The organism is Lentzea sp. CA-135723 (genome assembly GCF_050936595.1).
Taxonomy (GTDB): Bacteria; Actinomycetota; Actinomycetes; order Mycobacteriales; family Pseudonocardiaceae; genus Lentzea.
In genome coordinates this window covers 2,964,640-2,987,828 of sequence record NZ_JBNJMK010000001.1, presented here as the reverse complement: position 1 = coordinate 2,987,828, position 23,189 = coordinate 2,964,640, and the positions used below count along the sequence as shown (strand labels likewise).

Below are 23,189 nucleotides of genomic sequence, written 5' to 3'. Positions count from 1 at the left end.
CTGTTACGGGAACGAGAGGTACGAACGTGGCTGACGAGAAGGCGCAGAAGATCCTCGCCGCGCTGGGCGGGCGCGACAACGTCATCGAGATCGAGCCCTGCATCACCCGGCTGCGGTGCGAGCTCGAGGACGGTTCGGTCGTCGACGAGAAGGCGCTGAAGGCGTTGGGAGCACACGGGGTCATGCGCTCCGGCAACGTCGTCCAGGTCGTCGTCGGCCCCGAGGCGGACACCATCGCGTCGGACATCGAGGACCTGCTGTGAGCGTCCGCGTGGGCAGCCCGGTGGCAGGCCGCGTGGTCGCGCTCTCCGAGGTTCCGGACCAGGTCTTCGCCGAGGCGATGGTCGGCCCCGGCGTCGCCGTCGAGCCGGTCCGCGCGAAGGCCGACGTCGTGTCGCCGCTCGACGGCACCGTCGTCACGCTGCACCCGCACGCGTTCGTCGTGGCCGGCGCGGACGGTGCGGCCGTCCTGGTCCACCTCGGCATCGACACCGTGAAGCGCAAGGGCGAGGGCTTCGAGGTGCACGTCGTCAAGGGCGAGCAGGTCCAGGCCGGCCAGAAGATCGTGACGTGGGACCCGGCCGAGGTCGAGGCGGCCGGGTACGCGCCGATCTGCCCGGTCATCGCGCTGGACGCGTCCGCGGAGGCGCTCGGCGACCTCGCGGTGGGCGTGGACGTGACGGCGAACGACGCGCTGTTCGACTGGTCTCGCTGAGCTGAGCCCGTTCTGGTTCGTCGTCGCCGGCTCCCGGTCGGCGACGACGAACTGAATCGAAGCGCTTTCACCCGGATGGACCTAGAGGAATGTCGCGGTGCCCCGACATGATTTGGCGGTCTGGGGAGGCGTTGAACACTGGGTGGGAATCAACATCGGCGGTGCCGGGCAGTTCCTGGGGGAACTTTCCTGGTGACGCCGTCCTAGACCGTTCTTCGGTCATTCGCAGTCCCGCAGGGGGCGGGTTCGCGCAGCACGGGTGAGTTCGGACGGTGGTCCGCGGCTCTGCCGGCATGCGCGTTTCATTACTCGTGGGGCCTTTCCGTTCGCTGAATCATGTCTATGACACGCGATTAGTGGAGGAACCAACGGTGAATTCGCAACGGCTTGCGTTCTTGGACGACCTCGAAGCCGAGTTGTCCGCTCCGGGCGCCGGCGGGCAGGCTGCCGGGTCCGGCACGGGCGTGACGGGTCGCAAGATCCGTCACCTCGCCGCGACGCTGCTGGCGAGCGCGTCCTTCTTCACGGTCTCGGCCGGGGTGGCGAGCGCCGGTACCGGGTCGGACGTCGTCGCGAGCGACTGCATGAGGCCCGACTACGTCAACTACACCCACACCAAGAAGTGCGGTGCGCTGGACATCCAGAAGTTCGAGTACCGCTACTCCTACTCGCCGAACCAGGTCCTGTGGTGCCACGTCTTCTGGCACTACTCGTTCACCTGCAACACCTGGTACTACATCGGCGTCAAAGAAGCCTGCTGACCGGTGACGAGGACGCGGGTGCCGGCGCGCATGCGGCACCCGCGTTTCGCCGCTGACCGGAAGCGAGGCGAGATGCGCGAGAAGACCGAGGCGCCGGCCCCCGACCCGTGGATCCGGCGCGTGCTGCCCCCGCTCGCCGGCCTGAGGTTCACCGGGCAGGCGACGAGTGCCAGGGCAAGTGTCGTGGTGCTGGCCAGGGATGAGGAGAGGTGCATCGCTCGCTGCCTCGACAGCGTCGTGAGCAGCGGGTTCGACGACGTCCTGGTGGTGGACACCGGGTCGGTGGACGGGACGCCCGGGATCGTCGCGACCTACGCGGACCGGGGTGTGCGGCTGCTGCACGTGCCGTGGAGCGACTCGTTCGCCGAGGCGCGGAACGCGGCGATCGACGCCGTGGGGGACGGGTGGGTCGTCTTCCTCGACGCCGACGAGTGGGTGGAGTCGGGCGAAGAGCTCAGAACCTGCCTGGACTCGCTGACCGGGGCCGAGGGACTGCGGCGGCTGGTGTTCGCGCCCAGGATCTTCGACGTGGACCGGGAGGCGTACGACGACTCCATCCCGCGCATCTTCCTCGCGGACGGCGGCGTCCGGTTCAAGGGGGAGATCCACGAGTACCCGGTGGTGGCGGGGGAGGTCGACGAGCCGGTCGGGCTGGTCGAGCTCGACGTCGTCCTCCGGCACGACGGCTACCGCCCCGACGTGGTGCACGCCAAGGGGAAGCGGCAGCGCAACCTGGAGTTGCTGCGAGCCGCGCTGAAGAACGATCCCGCCAACCCGCGGTGGTTCTACTTCATGATCAGGGACGCGCTGCCGGTGCTCGGCGGCGACCAGATCGTCGGTCTGTGCGACGCGTTGCGGGATCTCGTGGGGCGTGACACCGGGTCCGGAGACCTGCTGGGCGCCGCCGAGTACTGGAAGCTCGCGCTCGCCTTTTCGTGTCAGGGTCTGGTCGCGCTGGGGGACTGGGATTCGGTTCACCGGTTCTGCCGTGATCTGGACCAGGCCGACGCGCATTACTTCAGCACGATGGCCGAGCTCGTCGGCGGCGTGGTGACCAAGAAAGACCTCCTGCGCGCGGTGGAAATCAGGAAGAACGACGATCTGGTGGCGCGCAGTGCCATCGATCCGTCCGGTCGTCATGTGGATGCGCTCATTTGCGCGTTGCTGGGGCGCTTGCGGGGAGAGGACGAAGCGGACCGTTATCGAGAGCTTTGCGATCCCTGGGACGACGTGTTCTTCGAGAAATCGATGCCGCGGGGCGCTGCCGGGATTTCGCCGGCCTGATCCGGGACGTGCGTGAACGGACCGTTCACGACAGGGCGGAACTTGGCGGAAGTCGTGCCGGGCAGGACTGTGGTGTCATGACCACGGTCCTGCCCGCGTTCCCGCCGGGCGCGCTCCTCGGAGGCGCGCTCGTGGCCTCGTTGTGGACGGTCGCCTCCGTCCTCGACGCACCGCCCGAGTCGTACGTGCTGGCCTGGTTCGGCGTCGTGCTCGCGATGATCGACCTGCGGCACCACCGGTTGCCGGACGCCCTCACCCTCCCGCTGGCCGCCGCCCTGCTGCTCCCGCAGTCCCACCGCCTGGGAGAAGCGCTGCTGACGGCGGCGGTTTTCGGTGGCGCGCATCTCGCCGTCCGGCGCCTGAAGCCTGCCCTCATGGGCGGCGGCGACGTGAAGCTGACCTTCGGCCTCGGCGCGGTGCTCTCGTTGAACCAGCTCTTACCTGCGGCGATCCTGTCCAGCGCGGTCACCCTCGCCATCGCCGCGCTCAGACGTGCCCGCGCCGTGCCCCACGGGCCGGGGTTGCTGGCCGCCACCTGGGCATTGACGACGTTGTGAAAGGATTGTGAACGTGCTGCGCTGGATCACCGCTGGAGAGTCACACGGCCCCGCCCTCGTCGCCGTCCTGGAGGGCATGCCCGCCGGGGTGGAGGTGACCACCGAGGACCTCGTCGCCCAGCTCGGGCGCCGCAGGCTCGGGTTCGGCCGCTCGCCCCGCATGGGCTTCGAGCAGGACGAGGTCGAGATCCTCGGCGGCGTCCGCCACGGCAGGACGCAGGGCGGTCCGGTCGCGGTGACGATCGGCAACTCCGAGTGGCCCAAGTGGCAGACGGTCATGTCGCCGGACCCGGTCGACCCGAGCCTGCTCAAGCCGACCGGTCGCAACGAGGCCCTCACGCGCCCGCGGCCCGGCCACGCCGACCTGCCGGGCATGCAGAAGTTCGGCTTCGACGAGGCCCGCCCGGTGCTGGAGCGGGCGAGCGCGCGGGAGACCGCCGCCCGCACCGCGCTCGGCACGGTCGCACGCCAGTTCCTGCAGCAGTTGCTCGGCGTCCAGGTCCTCAGCCACGTCGTGTCGATCGGCAAGGCCGAGACGCCGCAGGACGCCGCCCTGCCCACGCCGGACGACCTGGCCGCCATCGACGAGTCGCCGGTGCGCTGCTTCGACCAGCGCGGCACGGACGCGATGGTCGCCGAGGTCGAGGCCGTCAAGGAGGCCGGTGACACGGTCGGCGGCGTCATCGAGGTGCTCGTCTACGGGCTGCCGCCGGGCCTCGGCTCGCACGTGCACTGGGACCGCCGCCTCGACGCCCGCCTCGCCGCCGCGCTGATGGGCGTGCAGGCGATGAAGGGCGTGGAGATCGGCGACGGCTTCACCTCGGCCAAGCGCTGGGGCAGCCAGGCCCACGACGAGATCGACCGCGGCAGCGGCCCGGTCGGCGTCACGCGCCGCTCCAACCGCGCCGGTGGCCTCGAAGGCGGCATCACCAACGGTGAGATCCTCCGTGCGCGCGTGGCCATGAAGCCCATCTCGACCGTCCCGCGTGCACTGTCCACTGTGGACGTCCGCACGGGCGAGCCCGCCGTCGCGATCCACCAGCGCTCGGACGTCTGCGCCGTGCCGCGCGCCGGTGTCGTGCTGGAGTCCGTGGTGGCACTGGTGATCGCCGAGGCCGCGCTGGAGAAGTTCGGCGGCGACTCGCTCGACGAGACGCGCCGCAACGCCCACGCGTACCTCAAGGCCCTGGAAGCCCGCTGGGAGGGCATGTGAGCCCGCGCTTCGTCGTGGTCGGCCCGCCCGGCGCGGGCAAGACCACGGTCAGCGAGCTGCTCGCGGCACGCCTCGGTGTTCCGTTCCGCGACGTCGACGCCGACATCGTCGCGCTGGCCGGCAAGCCGATCTCCGACATCTTCCTCGACGACGGCGAGCCCGCTTTCCGCGCCCTGGAAGAGGAAGCCGTCGCCAAGGCACTGGTCGAGCACGAGGGCGTGCTGGCGCTCGGCGGGGGAGCGGTGCTGTCCGCGACGACCCGCGAACGCCTGCGCGAGCACACCGTGGTGTTCCTGAACGTGGGCATGGCCGAGGGCGTGCGCCGCACCGGGCTCGCGTCCAACCGCCCGCTGCTGACCGGCGTGAACCCGCGCGCCACGTTCAAGGCGCTGCTCGACGGGCGCCTGCCGCTGTACCGCGAGGTCGCGACGATCGAGGTGCTGACCGACGCCCTCGACCCCGGCCAGGTGACCGACGCGGTGATCAAGGGAGCTGAAGCATGACCGAGCCCGTGCGCATCCGGGTCGCCGCGGAGAAGCCCTACGACGTGGTGATCGGCCGCGGCCTGCTCGGCGACATCGTCGAGTTCCTCGGCGGCTCCGCCAAGATCGCGATCATCCACCAGCCCACGCTCGCGGAGACGGCGAAGGTCCTGGTCGACGAGCTGAAGGCGGTGGGAGCCGACGCGCACCGCGTCGAGGTCCCCGACGCCGAGGACGGCAAGGACCTCGCGGTGGCGGGCTTCTGCTGGGACGTCCTGGGCAAGATCGGCCTCGCCCGCACCGACGTCGTCGTCGGCCTCGGCGGTGGCGCGGTCACCGACCTCGCGGGCTTCGTCGCGTCCACGTGGATGCGCGGCGTGCGGCTGGTCAACATCCCGACGACGCTGCTCGGCATGGTCGACGCGGCCGTCGGCGGCAAGACCGGCATCAACACCGACGCGGGCAAGAACCTCGTCGGCACGTTCTACGAGCCGGACGCCATCTTCGTCGACCTCGCCACGCTGGAGACGTTGCCCCGCAACGAGCTCGTCGCCGGCATGGCCGAGATCGTCAAGGGCGGCTTCATCGCCGACCCGGTCATCCTCGACCTGATCGAGGCCGACCCGGCCAAGGCCCTCGACCCGACCGGTGACGTGCTCGCCGACCTGGTCCGCCGCAAGATCCAGATCAAGGCCGACGTCGTCACGAACGACCTGCGCGAGTCGTCCCTGCGCGAGATCCTGAACTACGGCCACACCCTCGGCCACGCCATCGAACGCCGTGAGCGCTACCGCTGGCGGCACGGCGCCGCCATCAGCGTGGGCCTGGTCTTCGCGGCCGAGCTCGCCCGCCTCGCCGGCCGCCTGGACGACGAGACGGCCGACCGCCACAAGCGCGTCTTGGAGCTCCTCGGCCTGCCGACGACCTACGACCCGGACGCCCTCCCGCAACTCATGGAGGGCATGAAGGTCGACAAGAAGAACAAGGCGGGCGTCCTGCGGTTCGTCGTCCTCGACGGCCTGGCCAAGCCCGGCCGCCTGGAAGGCCCCGACCCGTCGCTGATCGCCGCCGCGTACGGCGCGGTCGCCGCCGAGCCCAAGGCCGCGGGCGGGACGGTGCTGCTGTGAACGTCCTCGTCCTCAACGGTCCCAACCTGAACCGCCTGGGCACCCGCGAGCCGCTCATCTACGGCAGCACCACCCACGCCGACCTGGCCGAGATGTGCGTCGCGGAGGGCAAGGCCCTCGGCTTCGCCGTCGAGGTCCGCCAGACCAACCACGAGGGCGAGATGGTCGGCTGGCTGCACGAGGCAGCCGACGCGGGCACCCCGGTGATCCTCAACGGCGCGGCCTGGACGCACTACTCGATCGCCCTGCGCGACGCGTGCTCCCAGCTCACCGCACCCCTGGTCGAGGTGCACATCTCGAACATCCACCAGCGCGAGGAGTTCCGGCACCACAGCGTGATCTCGGCGGTCGCGACCGGCGTGATCGCGGGCCTGGGCGTCGAGGGCTACCTCCTCGCCCTGCGCTGGCTGGCGCTCAGGCAGAAGTAGCCGGGTGGCGCATCCAGAGGTTCGTCTCCTCGTAGACGCCCTGGTCGCGCTCCCGGTCGATCCACAGCAGGTCCAGCCCACCGTCGACGACGTACCGCCCACTGCGCGGGAACGCAGTCCCGGTCCACCGCTCCCACTCGGCGACGGCCCCGGTCACCACCATCGACCGGGGCGCGGGCCCGAGGATCGTGGCCCCGAGCCGCTGGTGGGTGCGGATCCACGGGTCGAGGTGCAGCCCGTCCTCCCGCTGCCACCCTTGGAAGTCCTCCATGGACGTCAGGGGGTAGGTCGCCTTCAGGGTCGGCCGCACCGGCACGATCACGCGCGAGAGCCCGTCCTCCGCCGCCCGCTCGCGCAACCCGGTCAGCACCCGCCCGGCCAGCCCGCCGCCGGTCCGGTCGGTCCGCACGGTCGCCGCCACCACGCACAACGTGTCCGGCGCGACGCCGCTCTCGTGCTCCCGGACCGCCGCGGCCAGCGCCCCGTCGTACCCGCCGCCGGGCAGCCCCGGCACCGAACCGTCCCAGCGCAACGCCACGGCCGTGGCCCGCGCCAGCACGGCGTCGTCCTCCACCAGCAGCACGTCGTAGCGCGGGAAGTACTCGGCCACGGCGGCGCGGCACCGCCGGGGCACCTCGCCGCGCAGCACGAACGGCGGCCAGCCGTCCCGCAACGCGGCCTGCGCGGCCCCCTGCAGATCAGGCCGCGCGCCGTTCGAGACGATCTCCACGACCCCGAATCCTATGGAGGGCCCGGAATGCTGCACCACGTCGAACTCTGGGTCCCGGACCTGGCCCGCGCCGAAGCCACCTTCGGGTGGGTCCTCACCGAGCTCGGCTGGACCGAGCACCAGCGCTGGCCGGCGGGCGTCAGCTGGAAGCACCGGGACACCTACGTCGTGGTCGAGCAGTCCCCGGCCATGACCGGTCCGCACGACCGCATGAAGGCGGGCCTCAACCACCTCGCCCTGCACGCGGGCAGCAAGGCGGACGTCGACCGCCTCGTCGCGAAATCCGAGGCCAACGGCTGGAAGCTCATGTTCGCGGACAGGCATCCTCACGCGGGAGGACCAGACCACTACGCGGCGTTCATGGAGAACGCGGACGGGTTCGAAATCGAGCTCGTGGGCGTCTGAACGTGTAAAGATTCGAAACGTGCCGAGACTGCTGATCGCCGCGTTCGCCCTGCTCCTGGCCGGGTGCGCGACCGCGCCGACGCCCACGCCGGTCAGCAGCGAGGCGACGGCGAAGGTGACGGAGCAGCTGTCGGACGAGGCGCTCCAGTCGCGGTGGTGGACGTGGGCCGCGTCGAGCACGGAGAAGCGCAACCCGGTCGTCGACGACACCGGCCAGTGGTGCGCCGAGAACCAGCCGAAGGACGTGTGGTTCTTCGCGGGCACGTTCGGCGGCGCAGTCAACCGCCGCTGCCAGGTACCGGCGGGCAGGCCGCTCGCCGGCCCGGCGGTCAACACCTACACGAACTGCGACACGTTCCTGACCAGCGGCAAGGGTTCGGTGACGCTCGACGGCCAGCTGGTCGAGCTGCGCCGGATCGACCCGGCCACGATCACCTTCCAGTCGGTCGAGGACAACGCGATGGGCGCCCCGACCGGCAGGGTCGAGGCCAGGGCGTGCGGGTTGTGGGCGTGGATCCCGCCGCTCAGCCCCGGCGAGCACGAGCTGCGCGTGCAGGGCGAGTTCGGCACGTTCAGGACGTCCGCGCGCTACGTCCTCACCGTCGGCGCGGCAGACTAGCCCGCCGCGAGACGCCAGTGGCGCGTCGCGGCACCACGAAGCACCCGTCTGACCACGCCTTCCCCGGCAACGTCACTAGCCGCGCGCTGATTCCTTCCGCGCCAGGAACCCGCCCAGCAGCATCCCGAGGCCGGCGGGCGCGAGCACGAGCAGCGCCGTGAACGCCGCCCCGCCCGTCAGCGCCACCCACAGCGCCTCCTGCCCGGTCTGGTCGACCAGCAACGCCGACCCGATCACGCCCAGCGCCCCCGCGAACGGGCCGGCGACCAGCGCCGCGACGAACCACTGCAGGCCGCGGTCGTCGAGGTCGCGCAGCGCGTCGACCGCGCCCCACAGCACGGCCGCGACGATGAGCAGACCGAGTGCGATCGGCCGGACCGAGGAGGCCTCCGGGCTGCGCACGCCCACGGCCGCGACGCCGGTCTGCACGGCCCCGTGCAGGAGCCCCATCCACAACGCACGGACGAACCAAGGACGCATGCGGACAGCTTAGGACTGGCCGTACGCTGCGAGACATGTCGTCGTACGCCGCGCGCCGAACCGCCCTGCGCCAGGAGCTCCAGGCCACGAACCTGGACGCGTTGCTCGTCACGAACCTCCTGAACGTCCGGTACCTCACGGGGTTCACCGGATCGAACGCCGCCGTGCTGATCGGCGCGGACGGCGACGACGTGTTCTGCACCGACGGCCGCTACCTCACCCAGTCGGCGAAGCAGGTGCCGGACCTGGAACGCCTGATCGACCGCCCGTGCGACACCACGCTCGCCGCCCGTGCGAAGGGCAGGCTCGGGTTCGAGAGCCACCACGTCACCGTCGACGGCTTGGACGAGCTCCAAGCCGCAGCGGCCAAGGCAGAGCTGCACAAGGCGGGCGGCCTGGTCGAGAAGCTGCGGCTGGTCAAGGACGAGGTCGAGATCGAGGCGCTGCGGATGGCGTGCGCGGCGGCGGACCGCGCGCTCGCGGCGTTGATCGGGCACGGCGGCCTGCGCGCGGGCCGCACCGAACGCGAGGTCGCGCGCGAGCTGGAGAGCCGCATGCTCGACCACGGCGCGGAGGGCCCGTCGTTCTCCTCGATCGTGGCGTTCGGCGTGAACTCGGCCGTGCCGCACCACTCGCCGACGGACGCGACGCTGCACGCGGGCGACTTCATCAAGCTCGACTTCGGCGCGCTGGTCGACGGCTACCACTCCGACATGACCCGCACGCTGGTTCTCGGCAAGCCCGCGGACTGGCAGCGCGACCTGTACGACCTGGTCGCGCGCTCGCAGGCGGCCGGCCGCGCCGCCCTGGCGCCGGGCACGCGGGTGAGCGACGTCGACCACGCCTCCCGCGAGGTGATCGAGAAGGCCGGGCACGGCGACGAGTTCCTGCACGGCCTCGGCCACGGGGTCGGCCTGGAGATCCACGAGGCACCGGCGTTGTCGAAGGTGGGTGCCGGTACACTTTCGGCCGGTATGGCGGTCACCGTCGAGCCCGGCGTCTACTTGTCGGGGCGGGGCGGGGTCCGCATCGAGGACACCCTCGTGGTCCGCGAAAGCGGTCCGGAGCTCCTCACCCTGACCACGAAAGAACTCGTGGTCGTCTGACACCCCCGCCCTACACAGGAGAAATCCCACCGTGGCCACCACGAACGACCTGAAGAACGGCCTGGTGCTGAACCTCGACGGCCAGCTCTGGACCGTCACCGCGTTCCAGCACGTCAAGCCCGGCAAGGGTGGCGCCTTCGTGCGCACGACCCTCAAGCACGTGCTGACCGGGAAGGTCGTCGACAAGACCTTCAACGCGGGCACCAAGGTCGAGACCGCCACCGTGGACAAGCGCGGCATGACCTACCTGTACAAGGAAGGCACCGACTTCATCTTCATGGACGGTGACACCTACGACCAGATCCCGGTTCCGTCCGAGACCGTCGGTGACGCCGCCAACTACATGCTGGAGAACCAGGAAGCGATGGTCGCCACGCACGAGGGCGTCCCGCTGTTCGTCGAGCTCCCGACCTCGGTCGAGCTCGTCATCCAGCACACCGACCCGGGCCTGCAGGGCGACCGCTCCACCGGCGGCACCAAGCCCGCGACGCTCGAGACCGGCGCCGAGATCCAGGTCCCGCTGTTCGTCACGACCGGCGAGAAGATCAAGGTCGACACCCGCGACGGCCGCTACCTCGGCCGCATCAGCGACAAGTCCTGATGGGTGCTCGGAGCAAGGCCCGCAAGCGCGCGGTCGACTTCCTCTACGAAGCCGACCTGCTGGGCACCGACCCGGTGACGCTGCTGGCCGAACGAGTCGGGTCCCCGGACGTGCCGCCGGTGAACGACTACACCGTGTCGCTGGTCGAGGGCGTCACGGCGCACCGGTCGCGCATCGACGACCTGATCTCGGAACACGCCGAGGGCTGGACGTTGCAGCGCATGCCTGCGGTCGACCGCGCGGTCCTGCGCATCGGCCTGTACGAGCTGCTGTGGGCGGCCGACGTGCCGGACGCCGTGGCGATCGACGAGGCCGTCGAGCTCGCGAAGGGCCTGTCCACGGACGACTCGCCGCGGTTCGTCAACGGTGTGCTCGGCCGGATCGCGGTCATCGCGGACCAGCTGCGCGCCGTCCTGTAGTTCTGCGAGAACCGCGGGCGTCCCATCGACGAGGTTGATGGGACGCCCGCGGTTTTGGCATTGGACGTCATGTGAGCGGGACGCCACGCTGAGCTGCATGAACCTGCAGACGTTCCTCGACGGAGTGGCCTCGACGGTCGCCGCGCACGACGACGAGCACGTGATCACGAAGCACGTGGCGGCCCACCTCGAAGCCCTGCTCGGCAGCGGCTACCGCCTTCCGTCCGAGCTCACCCGCCCGGACCCGGACCACCACGTCAACTACCCGTTGCACCGCACCGAGACCTGGTGTGTAGCGGTGGTCGTGTGGGCCCCAGGACAACGCACGCCCGTGCACGGCCATGAGACGTGGGGCGTCGTGGGCATCTACTCAGGCGCGGAACGCGAAATCCGCTACGCCAAGCCCACCACCACCGGACCGCTCACGGCGTTGGGCGAAGAGACCTTCGGCACGGGCAGTGTCACCGTGTGCTGCACGACCGACGACGACGTCCACGCCGTCGAGGCCGCGTCCGACGACCCGACGATCGGCATCCACGTCTACGGCGCCGACATCGGCACGATCGAACGCCGCCGCTACGACCAGGAGACCGGCGAGGTCACCTGGTTCACGGGTGGCTGGCACGAGCCCAGCCCCGCCGCTCACCCTCGTCGATGAGCTGCGACGCCGCCTCCCACAGCTTCGCCGACCCGTCCCCGATCACGGCCTTGCGCGCCCGCACGTCGTCCGCCGTCACACCGGGCGTCCGCCACGTCCCGCCGCGCGCCATCCAGTTGAGCAGCAACGGTTGCAGCCGGTCCATGGCCTTCGCGAACCGCGCCTCCGGCGTCTCCCTCGCCTCGAACTCGTCCCACAACGCCCGCATCGCGGCCCCCGCGTCGCCGGGCAGGATCCCGAACAACCGGTCCGCCGCGGCCTCCTCGCGTTCCTGCTGGCTCTCCGCGAGCGCGGTGTCGTAGATCGGCGTGTCCCCGGCGTAGATCTCGATCAGGTCGTGCACGACGACGAGCTTGATCGTGTGGCCGACGTCGATCGGTTCGTCGGCGTACTCGGCGAGCGTCATCACCATCAGCGCGAGGTGCCACGAGTGCTCGGCGTCGTTCTCGCGCCGGTCAGCGGCCGCGAGAGGAGAAGCGCGCAACACGGTCTTGAGCCGGTCCACCTCGATCAGGAACGTGAGGTGCTCACGCAGCCGTGCGTCCACAACGGACGGCAACGGATTTTGATCGCTGAGAAGTCCTGCGTCGGGAGTGGTCACCCGGAAAGGATGCCAAAGCTGACAGGATGCCGATGTGTTCACCGCGCAGTTCGAACAGGAGCGGCCGCGTCTGCGGGCCATCGCCCACCGCATGCTGGGTTCGTTCGCCGAGGCCGACGACGCCGTGCAGGACGCCTGGCTGCGCGTCGACCGGGCCGACACCAGCGGCGTCGACAACCCGGCCGCGTGGCTCACCACCGTGGTCAGCCGCGTCTGCCTGAACATGCTGCGCGACCGCAGGGAACACGCGCACGAGATGCCGGACCCGGTGATCGAGAAGAGCGAGGAGCCCGAGCAGCGGGCCGTCACCAGCGACCAGGTCGGCTTGGCGATGCTGATCGTGCTCGACTCGCTCAAACCGGACGAACGGCTGTCGTTCGTGCTGCACGACATGTTCGCCGTGCCGTTCGACGACATCGCGCCGTTGATCGAGAAGACCCCGGCCACCGCGCGGCAGCTGGCCAGCAGGGCACGAAAGCGTGTCCAGGACCGCCCTGCGCCCGATGCCGATCTGGCCACGCAACGCGAGGTCGTTCAGGCATTCCTCAACGCGGCACGGGAGGGCGACCTGGAGGGCCTGGTCGCCGTGCTGCACCCGGACGCCCTGTTGCGCGCCGGCGCCCTGGAAGTGGTCGGCGGGAGGGACGTCGCGGGTCGTGCCAGCCTGTTCCGGCAGTACGCGACACGTGCGGAGATCGAGTTCGCGGTCATCGGTGGCGAGATCGGCTTCATCACGCGGGTGGGCGGCAGGCCGTTCTCGGTCATGGCGTTCACGGTGCGCGACGGCCGGATCGCCGCGATCCACGTGATCCAGGACCAACGGCAGCTGGCGTCGATTATTCCGTGAGCAATACCACTGCTGTCGCTGGTCACGTCGAACGCCCCTGAGGTGTCTATTTGTCCTGGGCGCTCGATTGAAGGGGACCAACGTGATCGGGGAGTTGGACCAGGAGAACAAGCTCGCCTACCGCATGCTCGGCCGGTTCGCGGAGGCGGCCGACGCGGTGGAAGAGGCGCGGCGCAAGATCGAGAAGACCGGCGAGCCGGGGTGGCTCAGCACCGTCGTCGCGCGGGTGAGCCTCACGATGCTGCGCGTGCGGGCCAAGAACGGCTTCGAGATGCCGGACCCGGTGGTGAGCAGGGGGCCGAACCACGAACCGGGCCTCGGCGTGCTGACCGCGCTCGACGCGCTGACCCCCGACGAACGCGTCGCCTACGTGCTGCACGACATGTTCGAGGAGCCGTTCGAGCAGGTGGCGCCGCTGATCGGCCGCACGCCGCTCGGCGCGTTGCAGGTCGAGGCGCGTGCCCGCAAGCGGGTGGAGGACAGACCCGTGTCCGACGTGGGCCTGCTCGGCCAGCGCGAGGTCGTCGACGCGTTCATGGCGGGCGAGGACGTGCTGGACCCGGACGTGACGCTGCGTTCGGAGGAGCTCTGGCTGCGCGGCGCGGGCATGGTCGGCCCCAAGGCCGCGGTGCTGCAGAACGCGCCGTGCGTGGAACCCGCGGTGGTCGGCGGCGAGGCGGGACTCGTGTCCACCGTGGAGGGGCAGCCGGTCGCGCTGGTGTCGTTCACGGTGCGCGAGCGCCGGATCGCGGCGATCCACGCCATCACGGACCGGGCGCACGTCCGCCGACTGTTCTCGCCCGAATGACCCCGTGAACGCACGAGGCTCCCACGAACGTCCTCAGGGCGACTGGCAGGACGTCGGGGGAGCCTCGCGACGGGAGAACGAGGAAGCTCAGTCTTCCTTCGCGGGACGCGCCTCGGGAGGAAGCACACCCCAGTCGATGAGCTGCTCGGTGAGCTCGCCCGGCGTCATGTCGTAGATGATCGCGAGCGAACGCAGGTCCTCGGTGCGGATGGAGAGGACCTTGCCGTTGTAGTCGCCGCGCTGCGACTGGATGGTCGCGGCGTAGCGGGCCAGCGGGCCGACCTTCTCGACCGGCAGCTGCTGGAGCCGTTCGAGGTTGATCACGATCTTGGTGGCCGGCTCGGCGCCCGACGGCACGCGGCCCTCCGGCAGCAGCTCGGCGACGGGAACCCCGTAGAAGTCGGCCAGCTCGGCCAGCTTCTGCACGGTCACCGCGCGGTCACCGCGCTCGTAGGAGCCGACGACCACGGCCTTCCAGCGACCGCCGGACTTCTGCTCGACGCCGTGCAGGGACAGACCCTGCTGCTGGCGGATAGCGCGGAGCTTGGCCCCCAGCGCCTTGGCGTAGTCGCCCATGTGGCGGTTCTCCGTTCATTCGCCCCGTCAGCAGTACACGCGTGCTGCGGGGAGGCTTAGATCGATACGCAGAGTAATGATTACTCGCCGTGGTCGGCAGGTCAAGCTGATCTCAAGGAGAGACGCGCGCCACGCCTGGCCTACCACTCGGATGGTTGACCGTCCGTAGGTGATACGGTGCAGGTCAGCCTGGTTGTAACCAGGTGTCCGACGTCCTTTAAGGACCCGTCCAGTGAGGCGGGGAAGGAGGTCCAGCCGTGGCGTCACGTCAACGTGGCGCGACGGATCCGGCCGGGGATCGCGAGATTCTCTCGGCCGGTGACGTCGCGCGCACTGTCGCCCGAATGGCCCATCAGATCATCGAGAAGACCGCTCTCGATGCACCCAGCGCACCCGACGTCGTCTTGATGGGTATTCCCAGCCGGGGAGCCCCCCTCGCACGGCGCCTTGCCGCTAAGATCGCCGAATTTTCCGGCCGCACGGTGCACGAGGGCACGCTCGACATCACCCTCTACCGGGACGACCTGCGCCGAGGCCCCACCAGGCCGCTGGAGGCGACGAAGCTGCCAGAGGGCGGCATCGACGACAAGCTGGTCGTGCTCGTGGACGACGTGCTGTTCTCCGGACGCACGATCCGCGCCGCCCTCGACGCCCTGCGCGACCACGGCCGGCCCCGCGCCGTCCAGCTGGCCGTGCTCGTCGACCGCGGCCACCGGGAGCTGCCGATCCGCGCGGACTACGTCGGCAAGAACCTGCCGACGTCGAAGACCGAGGACGTCGTCGTGAACCTCGAGGAGTTCGACGGCCGCGACGGAGTGGTGCTGAAGTGAAGCACCTGCTCTCCACCGACGGCCTCGGCCGCGACCAGGCGGTCGCGATCCTCGACACCGCGGACCGGCTGAAGCAGGCGCTGCTCGGCCGCGAGGTCCGCAAGCTGCCGACGCTGCGCGGCCGCACGGTGATCACGATGTTCTACGAGAACAGCACCCGCACCCGCGTCAGCTTCGAGATCGCCGGCAAGTGGATGTCCGCCGACGTGATCAACGTCAGCAGCTCCGGTTCCAGCGTCAGCAAGGGCGAGTCGCTGCGCGACACCGCCCTGACGTTGCAGGCGGCGGGCGCGGACTGCGTGATCGTGCGCCACCCGGCGTCCGGTGCCGCGCACCGGCTCGCGGGCTGGCTCAAGCACACCAGCACGTCCGTGGTGAACGCGGGCGACGGAATGCACGAGCACCCCACCCAGGCGTTGCTCGACGCCGCCACGCTGCGCGACCGGCTCGGCAGCCTCGACGGCCGCCGCGTCGCGATCGTCGGTGACGTCCTGCACAGCCGGGTCGCCCGGTCGAACGTGCACCTGCTGACCACGCTCGGTGCCGAGGTCACGCTCGTCGCCCCGCCGACGCTGCTGCCGACGGGCGTGGAGAACTGGCCGGTCGCGGTCTCGCACGAGATCGACTCCGAGCTCGCCTCGCAGGACGCGGTGATGTTGCTGCGCGTGCAGGCCGAGCGGATGACCGGCGGGTTCTTCCCGAGCTCGCGCGAGTACTCGATCGCGTACGGCCTCAACGAGCGGCGGCTGAAGCTGCTGCCCGAGCACGCCGTCGTGCTGCACCCCGGCCCGATGCTGCGCGGCATGGAGATCGCCTCCGTCGTCGCCGACAGCCCGCAGGCCGCCATCACCGAGCAGGTCCGCAACGGTGTCCACGTGCGCATGGCCGTGCTGTACCACTTGCTCGCCCATGAGGAGGAAAACGCGTGAAACCCTTGTTGCTCAAGGGAGTACGTCCCTACGGCGAGGGGGAACCGATCGACCTGCTGATCCGCGACGGCGTGATCGCGGAAGGTTCGGACGAGAACGCCGAGATCATCGAAGGCAACGGCGCGGTGCTCCTGCCGGGGTTCGTGGACCTGCACACCCACCTGCGTGAGCCGGGCCGCGAGGACACCGAGACCATCGAGACGGGGTCGCGCGCGGCCGCTCTCGGCGGCTACACGGCGGTCTTCGCGATGGCCAACACCGACCCGGTCGCCGACAACGCCGTCATCGTCGAGCACGTGGCCCGCCGCGGCCAGGAGGTCGGCCTGGTCGACGTCCACCCGGTCGGCGCCGTCACGGTCGGCCTCAAGGGCGAGAAGCTCGCCGAGCTCGGCACGATGGCCAAGTCCAAGGCGAACGTCCGGGTGTTCTCCGACGACGGCCACTGCGTGCACGACCCGTTGATCATGCGCAGGGCGCTGGAGTACTCCAAGTCCCTGGGCGCCGTCATCGCGCAGCACGCCGAGGAGCCGAGGCTCACGGTCGGCGCGCAGGCGCACGAGGGCGAGAACGCCTCGCGGCTCGGCCTGCAGGGCTGGCCCGCCGCCGCCGAGGAGTCGATCGTCGCCCGCGACTGCATCCTCGCGAAGCAGGTCGACGCGAAGCTGCACGTCTGCCACGTCAGCACCACCGGCACGGCGGACGTCCTCAAGTGGGCCAAGGCCCGCGGCACCAAGGTGAGCGCCGAGGTCACCCCGCACCACCTGATCCTGACCGACGACCGGCTCGCCACCTACGACCCGGTGAACAAGGTCAACCCGCCGCTGCGCACGCAGGCGGACGTGGACGCGCTGCGCCAGGCGCTGGCCGACGGCACGATCGACTGCGTCGCGACCGACCACGCCCCGCACGCCGTGCAGGACAAGGACTGCGAGTGGTCGGCGGCCCGTCCGGGCATGCTCGGCCTGCAGACCGCGCTGGGCGTCGTCGTCGAGACCATGGTCAAGACGGGGCTGCTCGACTGGCGCGGCGTCGCGAGGGTCATGAGCGAGAAGCCCGCCGAGATCGCCGGGCTGACCGACCAGGGCCGTCCGATCGAGGTCGGCGAGCCCGCGAACCTCGTGCTGGTCGACCCGGACGCGTCGTGGACGGTGAACGGCGCGGAGCTCGCGAGCATCGCGGGCAACACCCCGTTCGAGGGGATGGAACTGCCCGCGGCGGTGACGGCCACCATCTTGCGTGGCCGCGTGACCGCCCTGGCGGGAAGGATTGCGCCATGACCCGGATCCTCCTGTCCCTGGCGGTCTTCGTCTTCTTCGCGCTGTGCGTCTACGGCATGTGGCACGGCTGGAAGCGCCGCCAGCGCGAGCAGGCCGGCCTGCCCGCGTTCCCCTCGACGCCCAGCACCCTCGGTGCCGCGAAGCTCGCGACGACGGGCGTCTACATCGGCACGACGAACGCCGGCAACTGGCAGGACCGCATCCAGGTCGGCGACATCGGCCACCGCGCCGAGGCCACGCTGAGCCTGGTGCCGGAAGGCATCGCGATCGAACGGACCGGCGCCTCGCCGCTGTTCATCCCCGCCGAGTCCATCCGGGACGCCAGGACGGACCGGGGCCTCGCGGGCAAGGTCATGTTCAGCGAAGAGGGCTTGTTGGTCGTGCAGTGGGAAAACGATGGCCACCTCTTCGACACTGGTTTCCGCGGTGACGACAAAGACGTGTACGACGAATGGGTCAAAGCTCTCAGCCAGAACCCGATGAACACCGGAGGCAAGGCGTGACGAACGCGGCATTGGTGCTGGAAGACGGGCGTGTCTTCCGCGGTGAGGCGTACGGAGCGACCGGCGTCTCGCTCGGCGAGGTCGTGTTCTCCACGGCCATGACCGGGTACCAGGAAACCCTGACCGACCCCTCCTACCACCGCCAGATCGTGGTGCAGACCGCGCCGCAGATCGGCAACACGGGCTGGAACGACGAGGACGACGAGTCGTCGAAGATCTGGGTGGCGGGCTACGTCGTCCGCGACCCCGCGCGCACGCCGTCGAACTGGCGCTCCAGGCGGGGCCTCGACGAGGAGCTCGCGAACCAGGGCGTCGTCGGCATCGCGGGCCTCGACACCCGCACGCTGACCCGCCACATCCGCGAGCAGGGCGCGATGCGCGCCGGCGTGTTCTCCGGCTCCGAGCTCACCGACGCCGCGTCGATGGTCGAGCAGGTCAAGGCGTCGGCGCAGATGGTCGGCGCGAACCTCGCGGTCGACGTCACCACGTCGAAGCCGTACGTGGTCGAGGCCGTCGGCGAGAAGAAGTTCACCGTCGCGGCGCTGGACCTGGGCATCAAGTCCAACACCCCGCGGATGATGGCGGCGCGCGGCATCGAGGTGCACGTCCTGCCGTTGACCAGCACGTTCGAGGACATCCTCAAGGTCAGCCCCGACGGTCTGTTCCTGTCGAACGGTCCCGGTGACCCGGCGACGCAGGACCACGCCATCGAGCTGACGCGCGAGGCGCTCGGTCGCAAGCTGCCGCTGTTCGGCATCTGCTTCGGCAACCAGATCCTGGGCCGCGCGGTCGGCCGCGGGACGTACAAGATGCGCTACGGCCACCGCGGCATCAACATCCCGGTCATCGACGTGACCACCGGCAAGGTCGCCATCACCTCGCAGAACCACGGGTTCGCGCTGGAAGGGACGCCGGGGGAGGAGTTCTCCTCGGAGTTCGGCCGCGCCGTGCTGTCGCACTACTGCCCCAACGACGGCACCGTCGAGGGCGTCCGGCTGCTCGACGCGCCCGCGTTCTCCGTGCAGTACCACCCCGAGGCCGCGGCCGGTCCGCACGACGCCGCGCCCCTGTTCGACGACTTCGTGACCATGATGAATGAGGCCCGCTGATGCCGAAGAGGACTGATCTCAAGCACATCCTGGTCATCGGCTCCGGCCCGATCGTCATCGGTCAGGCCTGCGAGTTCGACTACTCGGGTACCCAGGCGTGCCGGGTGCTGCGCGAGGAGGGCATCAGGGTCAGCCTGGTGAACTCCAACCCGGCGACGATCATGACCGACCCGGAGTTCGCCGACGCCACCTACATCGAGCCGATCACGGCCGAGTTCGTGGAGAAGGTCATCGCGCAGGAACGCCCGGACGCGATCCTCGCGACGCTGGGCGGCCAGACGGCGCTCAACACCGCCATCGCGCTGCACGAGCGCGGGGTGCTGGAGAAGTACGACGTCGAGCTGATCGGCGCGAACATCGACGCCATCCAGCGCGGCGAGGACCGGCAGATCTTCAAGGACCTGGTCCGCCGCATCGGCTCGGACGTCCCGCGCTCGGCCGTCTGCAAGACGATGGACGAGGTCCGCGCGACCGTCGCCGACCTCGGCCTGCCGGTCGTCATCCGGCCGTCGTTCACCATGGGCGGCCTGGGTTCCGGCATGGCGTACACGCCGGAGGAGCTCGAACGCCTCGCCGCGATCGGCCTGGAGGAGTCCCCGGTCACCGAGGTGCTCATCGAGGAGAGCGTGCTCGGGTGGAAGGAGTACGAGCTCGAGCTGATGCGCGACCGCAACGACAACGTGGTCGTGATCTGCTCGATCGAGAACATCGACCCGATGGGCGTGCACACCGGTGACTCGGTGACGGTGGCGCCGGCGATGACGCTGACCGACCGCGAGTACCAGCACATGCGCGACGTCGGCATCCAGGTCATCCGCGAGGTCGGCGTCGACACCGGTGGCTGCAACATCCAGTTCGCGATCCACCCCGACAACGGCCGCATGGTCGTCATCGAGATGAATCCGCGGGTGTCGCGTTCGTCGGCTCTCGCCTCCAAGGCGACGGGCTTCCCGATCGCCAAGATCGCCGCCAAGCTCGCCATCGGCTACACGCTGGACGAGATCACCAACGACATCACGGGGGAGACTCCGGCGTCGTTCGAGCCCACCCTCGACTACGTCGTCGTGAAGGCGCCGCGGTTCGCGTTCGAGAAGTTCCCCGGTGCGGACCCGACGCTGACCACGACCATGAAGTCGGTCGGCGAGGCCATGTCCATCGGCCGCAACTTCGTCGAGGCGCTCGGCAAGGCACTGCGTTCGCTGGAAACGAAATCGGTCGGCTTCTGGACTCAGCCCGACCCGGAGGGCACTACTCTGGAGTCCGTCCTGGCCCAGCTGGAACGGGGTCACGACGGCAGGCTGTACACGGTCGAGCGCGCTCTTCGGCTCGGAGCGTCCATTGAGGACGTCTACAACGCGTCGAAGATCGACCCGTGGTTCATCGAGCAGATCGCGTGGCTCGGCACGTTGCGCACGGAGCTGCTGGACGCCCCCGTGCTGGACGAACCGTTGCTGCGCAAGGCGAAGCGCGCCGGTCTGTCCGACCGGCAGATCTCCGTTCTCCGCCCGGAGCTGGCGGGTGAGGACGGCGTGCGCGCGCTGCGCCACCGTCTCGGCGTGCGTCCGGTCTACAAGACGGTCGACACGTGCGCGGCGGAGTTCAAGTCGGAGACGCCGTACCACTACTCGGCGTACGAGCTGGACCCCGACGCCGAGACCGAGGTCGCGGAGCAGCGCGAGAAGCCCAAGGTGCTGATCCTGGGCTCCGGGCCGAACCGCATCGGTCAGGGCATCGAGTTCGACTACTCGTGCGTGCACGCGGCGATGGCGTTGCGGGCGGCCGGGTACGAGACCGTGATGGTGAACTGCAACCCGGAGACGGTGTCGACGGACTACGACACCTCCGACCGCCTGTACTTCGAGCCGCTGACGTTCGAGGACGTGCTGGAGGTCGTGCACTCCGAGCAGCGCTCCGGCACGGTCGCGGGCGTCATCGTGCAGCTGGGCGGCCAGACGCCGCTGGGCCTCGCGAAGCGCCTGTCCGACGCCGGCGTGCCGGTCGTGGGCACCACGCCCGAGGCGATCCACCTCGCCGAGGACCGCGGCCAGTTCGGCAAGGTGCTGACCGAGGCCGGGCTGCCCGCGCCGAAGTTCGGCACGGCCACGTCGTTCAGCGAGGCGAAGGAGATCGCGGACGAGATCGGCTACCCGGTCCTCGTGCGCCCCTCCTACGTGCTCGGCGGACGCGGCATGGAGATCGTGTACGACGAGGACTCGCTGTCGGGCTACATCGCCCGCGCGACCGAGGTGACGCCCGAGCACCCGGTGCTGGTCGACCGGTTCCTCGACGACGCCATCGAGATCGACGTGGACGCGCTGTGCGACGGCACCGAGGTGTTCATCGGCGGCGTGATGGAGCACATCGAGGAAGCCGGTGTGCACTCCGGCGACTCGTCGTGCGCGCTGCCGCCCATCACGCTGGGCGCGTCGGACATCGAGAACGTCCGCCGCTCCACCGAGGCCATCGCGCGCGGCATCGGCGTGAAGGGGCTCCTGAACGTCCAGTACGCGTTGAAGGACGACGTGCTGTACGTCCTGGAGGCGAACCCGCGTGCGTCGCGCACGGTGCCGTTCGTGTCCAAGGCGACGGCGGTGTCGATGGCGAAGGCCGCGTCGCGCGTCATGCTCGGCGCCACGATCGCGGAGCTGCGCGTCGAGGGCATCCTGCCGGCCACCGGTGACGGTGCCCGGCTGCCCGAGCACGCCCCGGTCGCGGTCAAGGAAGCGGTCATGCAGTTCCACCGCTTCCGCACGCCCGAGGGCCACGGCGTCGACTCGTTGCTCGGCCCGGAGATGAAGTCCACCGGCGAGGTCATGGGCATCGACTCGTCGTTCGGCAAGGCGTTCGCGAAGTCCCAGACGGCGTCCTACGGCTCGCTGCCGACCAAGGGCAAGGTCTTCGTGTCGTTCGCGAACCGCGACAAGCGCGCGATGATCTTCCCGGTGAAGCGCCTCGCCGACCTCGGGTTCCAGATCCTCGCGACCGCGGGCACCGCGGAGGTGCTGAAGCGCAACGGGATTCCGTGCACCGAGGTGCGCAAGCACTTCGAGGGCGAGGGCAACGTCGTCGACATGATCCTCAACGGCGAGATCGACATGATCTTCAACACGCCGTACGGCAACAGCGGCCCGCGCGTGGACGGCTACGAGATCCGCACCGCCGCCGTCGCCAAGGACATCCCCTGCGTCACCACGATCCAGGGTGCCGCCGCGGCCGTGCACGGCATCGAGGCGCTCATCCGGGGTGACATCGGAGTCCAGCCGCTGCAGGCGCTGCAGGCCGCGCTGCGGGGTGACGCGTGACGTTCGGGGAGAAGCTCGCCAAAGCCGTCGCGGCGCACGGACCCCTGTGCGTCGGGATCGACCCGCACCCGAGCCTGCTGGAGTCGTGGGGCCTCTCGCCGACCGCGGAGGGCCTCGAACGGTTCGCCATGACGTCCGTGGAGGCGTTCGGCGGCACCGTCGCGATGGTGAAGCCGCAGGCGGCGTTCTTCGAGGCCTACGGGTCGCGTGGCGTCGCCGTGCTGGAGCGGGTGATCGCGGGGCTGCGCGACTCGGGCACGCTGGTGCTCGTGGACGCCAAGCGCGGCGACATCGGTTCGACCATGGCCGCCTACGCCCAGGCGTACCTGAGCGACGGCTCGCCGCTCGCCGGGGACGCCGTGACGCTCTCGCCGTTCCTCGGGTTCGGATCGCTGCAGCCCGCGCTCGACACGGCCCGCGCGACGGGCCGCGGCGTGTTCGTGCTCGCGCTGACGTCGAACCCCGAGGGGGCCGAGGTCCAGCGCTCGGTTGCTCCGGACGGGCGAACCGTGGCGCAGACGATCATCGATTTCGCAACCGCTCGGAATTCAGGCATTTCCCCGAGCGGTGATGTCGGGCTCGTCGTGGGTGCCACGATCGGGGAAACGGATGTAGACCTCTCCGGGTTCAACGGACCGATCCTGGCGCCCGGTTTCGGTGCCCAGGGCGGCTCTGTGGCAGATCTAAAACGGCTCTTCGGGTCCGACATGCGGGGCGTTCTGCCCACTTCTTCACGGGATGTTCTCAAGCACGGTCCGGACGCATCGTCGCTGGTCAGCGCCGTGCGGAGGGTCCAGGAGACCCTCTAGGGGACGGGCGCGC

At 70.0% G+C, this 23,189-nt stretch carries 28 protein-coding genes; 24 read left to right on the top strand and 4 right to left on the bottom strand.

Going from position 1 to position 23,189, the window contains the following annotated elements:
• Positions 1 to 26 precede the first annotated feature (26 nt).
• From ACQEU1_RS12700 to aroQ, 9 genes are all read left to right on the top strand, one after another.
• On the top strand, positions 27 to 263 hold the full coding sequence (locus ACQEU1_RS12700; RefSeq protein WP_382442159.1) for a glucose PTS transporter subunit EIIB: 237 nt from the start codon (positions 27 to 29) through the stop codon (positions 261 to 263).
• Positions 260 to 715 (top strand): PTS sugar transporter subunit IIA, encoded by a 456-nt coding sequence (locus tag ACQEU1_RS12695; protein ID WP_394620924.1) that lies wholly within the window; start codon positions 260 to 262, stop codon positions 713 to 715. The genes ACQEU1_RS12700 and ACQEU1_RS12695 overlap by 4 nt, the downstream gene beginning before the upstream one ends.
• A 371-nt stretch (positions 716 to 1,086) precedes the next feature.
• The gene (locus ACQEU1_RS12690; RefSeq protein ID WP_433199773.1) at positions 1,087 to 1,476 is read left to right on the top strand and encodes a hypothetical protein; all 390 of its coding nucleotides are present in this window, start codon (positions 1,087 to 1,089) and stop codon (positions 1,474 to 1,476) included.
• Positions 1,477 to 1,479: 3 nt separating this feature from the next.
• Positions 1,480 to 2,760, top strand: a complete 1,281-nt coding sequence (locus tag ACQEU1_RS12685; RefSeq protein WP_433199770.1) for a glycosyltransferase family 2 protein — start codon at positions 1,480 to 1,482, stop codon at positions 2,758 to 2,760.
• Positions 2,761 to 2,837: 77 nt separating this feature from the next.
• Entirely contained in the window at positions 2,838 to 3,317 is a 480-nt protein-coding gene (locus ACQEU1_RS12680) for a prepilin peptidase (protein WP_433199767.1), read from the top strand.
• A gap of 13 nt (positions 3,318 to 3,330) precedes the next feature.
• Positions 3,331 to 4,530, top strand: a complete 1,200-nt coding sequence (gene aroC / locus ACQEU1_RS12675) for a chorismate synthase (RefSeq protein ID WP_433199764.1) — start codon at positions 3,331 to 3,333, stop codon at positions 4,528 to 4,530.
• Positions 4,527 to 5,033 carry a shikimate kinase gene (locus tag ACQEU1_RS12670; RefSeq protein ID WP_433199761.1) on the top strand — a complete coding sequence of 169 codons (507 nt, stop codon included), beginning with the start codon at positions 4,527 to 4,529 and terminating at the stop codon, positions 5,031 to 5,033. The genes aroC and ACQEU1_RS12670 overlap by 4 nt, the downstream gene beginning before the upstream one ends.
• Positions 5,030 to 6,139: a 3-dehydroquinate synthase gene (gene aroB / locus ACQEU1_RS12665; RefSeq protein ID WP_433199758.1), complete on the top strand. Its 1,110-nt coding sequence runs from the start codon at positions 5,030 to 5,032 to the stop codon at positions 6,137 to 6,139. The genes ACQEU1_RS12670 and aroB overlap by 4 nt, the downstream gene beginning before the upstream one ends.
• Positions 6,136 to 6,567 (top strand): type II 3-dehydroquinate dehydratase, encoded by a 432-nt coding sequence (aroQ, locus tag ACQEU1_RS12660; RefSeq protein WP_433199755.1) that lies wholly within the window; start codon positions 6,136 to 6,138, stop codon positions 6,565 to 6,567. The genes aroB and aroQ overlap by 4 nt, the downstream gene beginning before the upstream one ends.
• Here aroQ and ACQEU1_RS12655 read toward each other — a convergent pair.
• On the bottom strand, positions 6,554 to 7,297 hold the full coding sequence (locus ACQEU1_RS12655; protein ID WP_433199752.1) for a Long-chain-fatty-acid--CoA ligase: 744 nt from the start codon (positions 7,295 to 7,297) through the stop codon (positions 6,554 to 6,556). The genes aroQ and ACQEU1_RS12655 overlap by 14 nt on opposite strands.
• Positions 7,298 to 7,324: 27 nt before the next feature.
• Here ACQEU1_RS12655 and ACQEU1_RS12650 point away from each other — a divergent pair, with 27 nt between their 5' ends.
• Positions 7,325 to 7,702 carry a VOC family protein gene (locus tag ACQEU1_RS12650; protein WP_433199749.1) on the top strand — a complete coding sequence of 126 codons (378 nt, stop codon included), beginning with the start codon at positions 7,325 to 7,327 and terminating at the stop codon, positions 7,700 to 7,702.
• A gap of 19 nt (positions 7,703 to 7,721) precedes the next feature.
• Entirely contained in the window at positions 7,722 to 8,321 is a 600-nt protein-coding gene (locus ACQEU1_RS12645; RefSeq protein ID WP_433199746.1) for a hypothetical protein, read from the top strand.
• Positions 8,322 to 8,396: 75 nt separating this feature from the next.
• Here ACQEU1_RS12645 and ACQEU1_RS12640 read toward each other — a convergent pair whose 3' ends face one another.
• Positions 8,397 to 8,801, bottom strand: coding sequence for a B-4DMT family transporter (locus tag ACQEU1_RS12640; protein WP_433199743.1), 405 nt, complete (start codon positions 8,799 to 8,801; stop codon positions 8,397 to 8,399).
• Between the two features lie 35 nt (positions 8,802 to 8,836).
• Between ACQEU1_RS12640 and ACQEU1_RS12635 the strand changes: the two genes are divergently transcribed.
• The 4 genes from ACQEU1_RS12635 (at position 8,837) to ACQEU1_RS12620 (ending at position 11,585) form a co-directional block, all read left to right on the top strand.
• Complete coding sequence (locus tag ACQEU1_RS12635) at positions 8,837 to 9,907, top strand: M24 family metallopeptidase (RefSeq protein WP_433199740.1); 1,071 nt, start codon at positions 8,837 to 8,839, stop codon at positions 9,905 to 9,907.
• Positions 9,908 to 9,938: 31 nt separating this feature from the next.
• Positions 9,939 to 10,508, top strand: coding sequence for an elongation factor P (gene efp / locus ACQEU1_RS12630; protein ID WP_382411880.1), 570 nt, complete (start codon positions 9,939 to 9,941; stop codon positions 10,506 to 10,508).
• The gene (gene nusB / locus ACQEU1_RS12625) at positions 10,508 to 10,927 is read left to right on the top strand and encodes a transcription antitermination factor NusB (RefSeq protein ID WP_330851642.1); all 420 of its coding nucleotides are present in this window, start codon (positions 10,508 to 10,510) and stop codon (positions 10,925 to 10,927) included. The genes efp and nusB overlap by 1 nt, the downstream gene beginning before the upstream one ends.
• 97 nt (positions 10,928 to 11,024) lie before the next feature.
• Complete coding sequence (locus tag ACQEU1_RS12620) at positions 11,025 to 11,585, top strand: hypothetical protein (RefSeq protein WP_433199735.1); 561 nt, start codon at positions 11,025 to 11,027, stop codon at positions 11,583 to 11,585.
• Here ACQEU1_RS12620 and ACQEU1_RS12615 read toward each other — a convergent pair.
• A complete protein-coding gene (locus tag ACQEU1_RS12615) occupies positions 11,536 to 12,186 on the bottom strand; it encodes an HD domain-containing protein (RefSeq protein ID WP_433199732.1) in 651 nt (216 codons plus the stop codon). The two genes, ACQEU1_RS12620 and ACQEU1_RS12615, sit on opposite strands and share 50 nt — an antisense overlap.
• A gap of 34 nt (positions 12,187 to 12,220) precedes the next feature.
• Here ACQEU1_RS12615 and ACQEU1_RS12610 point away from each other — a divergent pair, with 34 nt between their 5' ends.
• Together ACQEU1_RS12610 and ACQEU1_RS12605 are read left to right on the top strand one after the other, a co-directional pair.
• Entirely contained in the window at positions 12,221 to 13,033 is an 813-nt protein-coding gene (locus tag ACQEU1_RS12610; protein ID WP_433199729.1) for a sigma-70 family RNA polymerase sigma factor, read from the top strand.
• Between the two features lie 82 nt (positions 13,034 to 13,115).
• Entirely contained in the window at positions 13,116 to 13,841 is a 726-nt protein-coding gene (locus ACQEU1_RS12605) for an RNA polymerase subunit sigma-70 (RefSeq protein WP_433199726.1), read from the top strand.
• 87 nt (positions 13,842 to 13,928) lie between these two features.
• Here the strand turns inward: ACQEU1_RS12605 and bldD are convergent, their stop codons facing one another.
• A complete protein-coding gene (gene bldD / locus ACQEU1_RS12600; protein ID WP_030471611.1) occupies positions 13,929 to 14,417 on the bottom strand; it encodes a transcriptional regulator BldD in 489 nt (162 codons plus the stop codon).
• 257 nt (positions 14,418 to 14,674) lie between these two features.
• Between bldD and pyrR the strand changes: the two genes are divergently transcribed.
• The 7 genes from pyrR to pyrF are packed head-to-tail and all read left to right on the top strand — an operon-like array spanning position 14,675 to position 23,176.
• Complete coding sequence (pyrR, locus tag ACQEU1_RS12595) at positions 14,675 to 15,247, top strand: bifunctional pyr operon transcriptional regulator/uracil phosphoribosyltransferase PyrR (protein WP_433199723.1); 573 nt, start codon at positions 14,675 to 14,677, stop codon at positions 15,245 to 15,247.
• A complete protein-coding gene (locus ACQEU1_RS12590) occupies positions 15,244 to 16,176 on the top strand; it encodes an aspartate carbamoyltransferase catalytic subunit (protein WP_433199720.1) in 933 nt (310 codons plus the stop codon). The genes pyrR and ACQEU1_RS12590 overlap by 4 nt, the downstream gene beginning before the upstream one ends.
• The gene (locus ACQEU1_RS12585; protein ID WP_433199717.1) at positions 16,173 to 17,453 is read left to right on the top strand and encodes a dihydroorotase; all 1,281 of its coding nucleotides are present in this window, start codon (positions 16,173 to 16,175) and stop codon (positions 17,451 to 17,453) included. Before ACQEU1_RS12590 ends, ACQEU1_RS12585 begins: the two co-directional genes overlap by 4 nt.
• Complete coding sequence (locus ACQEU1_RS12580) at positions 17,450 to 17,956, top strand: transporter (RefSeq protein WP_433199714.1); 507 nt, start codon at positions 17,450 to 17,452, stop codon at positions 17,954 to 17,956. The genes ACQEU1_RS12585 and ACQEU1_RS12580 overlap by 4 nt, the downstream gene beginning before the upstream one ends.
• Positions 17,905 to 19,065, top strand: a complete 1,161-nt coding sequence (gene carA / locus ACQEU1_RS12575) for a glutamine-hydrolyzing carbamoyl-phosphate synthase small subunit (protein ID WP_433199711.1) — start codon at positions 17,905 to 17,907, stop codon at positions 19,063 to 19,065. Before ACQEU1_RS12580 ends, carA begins: the two co-directional genes overlap by 52 nt.
• A complete protein-coding gene (gene carB, locus ACQEU1_RS12570; RefSeq protein WP_433199708.1) occupies positions 19,065 to 22,367 on the top strand; it encodes a carbamoyl-phosphate synthase large subunit in 3,303 nt (1,100 codons plus the stop codon). Before carA ends, carB begins: the two co-directional genes overlap by 1 nt.
• Complete coding sequence (gene pyrF / locus ACQEU1_RS12565) at positions 22,364 to 23,176, top strand: orotidine-5'-phosphate decarboxylase (protein ID WP_433199705.1); 813 nt, start codon at positions 22,364 to 22,366, stop codon at positions 23,174 to 23,176. Before carB ends, pyrF begins: the two co-directional genes overlap by 4 nt.
• Positions 23,177 to 23,189 lie beyond the last annotated feature (13 nt).

Bases quoted from the DNA above. Each gene is read 5' to 3' on its own strand.
- ACQEU1_RS12680 (WP_433199767.1), top strand. From the start codon at position 2,838: ATGACCACGGTCCTGCCCGCGTTCCCGCCGGGCGCGCTCCTCGGAGGC.
- aroB (WP_433199758.1), top strand. From the start codon at position 5,030: ATGACCGAGCCCGTGCGCATCCGGGTCGCCGCGGAGAAGCCCTACGAC.
- ACQEU1_RS12650 (WP_433199749.1), top strand. From the start codon at position 7,325: ATGCTGCACCACGTCGAACTCTGGGTCCCGGACCTGGCCCGCGCCGAA.
- ACQEU1_RS12640 (WP_433199743.1), bottom strand. From the start codon at position 8,801: ATGCGTCCTTGGTTCGTCCGTGCGTTGTGGATGGGGCTCCTGCACGGG.
- ACQEU1_RS12635 (WP_433199740.1), top strand. From the start codon at position 8,837: ATGTCGTCGTACGCCGCGCGCCGAACCGCCCTGCGCCAGGAGCTCCAG.
- nusB (WP_330851642.1), top strand. From the start codon at position 10,508: ATGGGTGCTCGGAGCAAGGCCCGCAAGCGCGCGGTCGACTTCCTCTAC.
- ACQEU1_RS12620 (WP_433199735.1), top strand. From the start codon at position 11,025: ATGAACCTGCAGACGTTCCTCGACGGAGTGGCCTCGACGGTCGCCGCG.
- bldD (WP_030471611.1), bottom strand. From the start codon at position 14,417: ATGGGCGACTACGCCAAGGCGCTGGGGGCCAAGCTCCGCGCTATCCGC.
- ACQEU1_RS12580 (WP_433199714.1), top strand. From the start codon at position 17,450: ATGACCCGGATCCTCCTGTCCCTGGCGGTCTTCGTCTTCTTCGCGCTG.
- carA (WP_433199711.1), top strand. From the start codon at position 17,905: ATGGGTCAAAGCTCTCAGCCAGAACCCGATGAACACCGGAGGCAAGGC.
- carB (WP_433199708.1), top strand. From the start codon at position 19,065: ATGCCGAAGAGGACTGATCTCAAGCACATCCTGGTCATCGGCTCCGGC.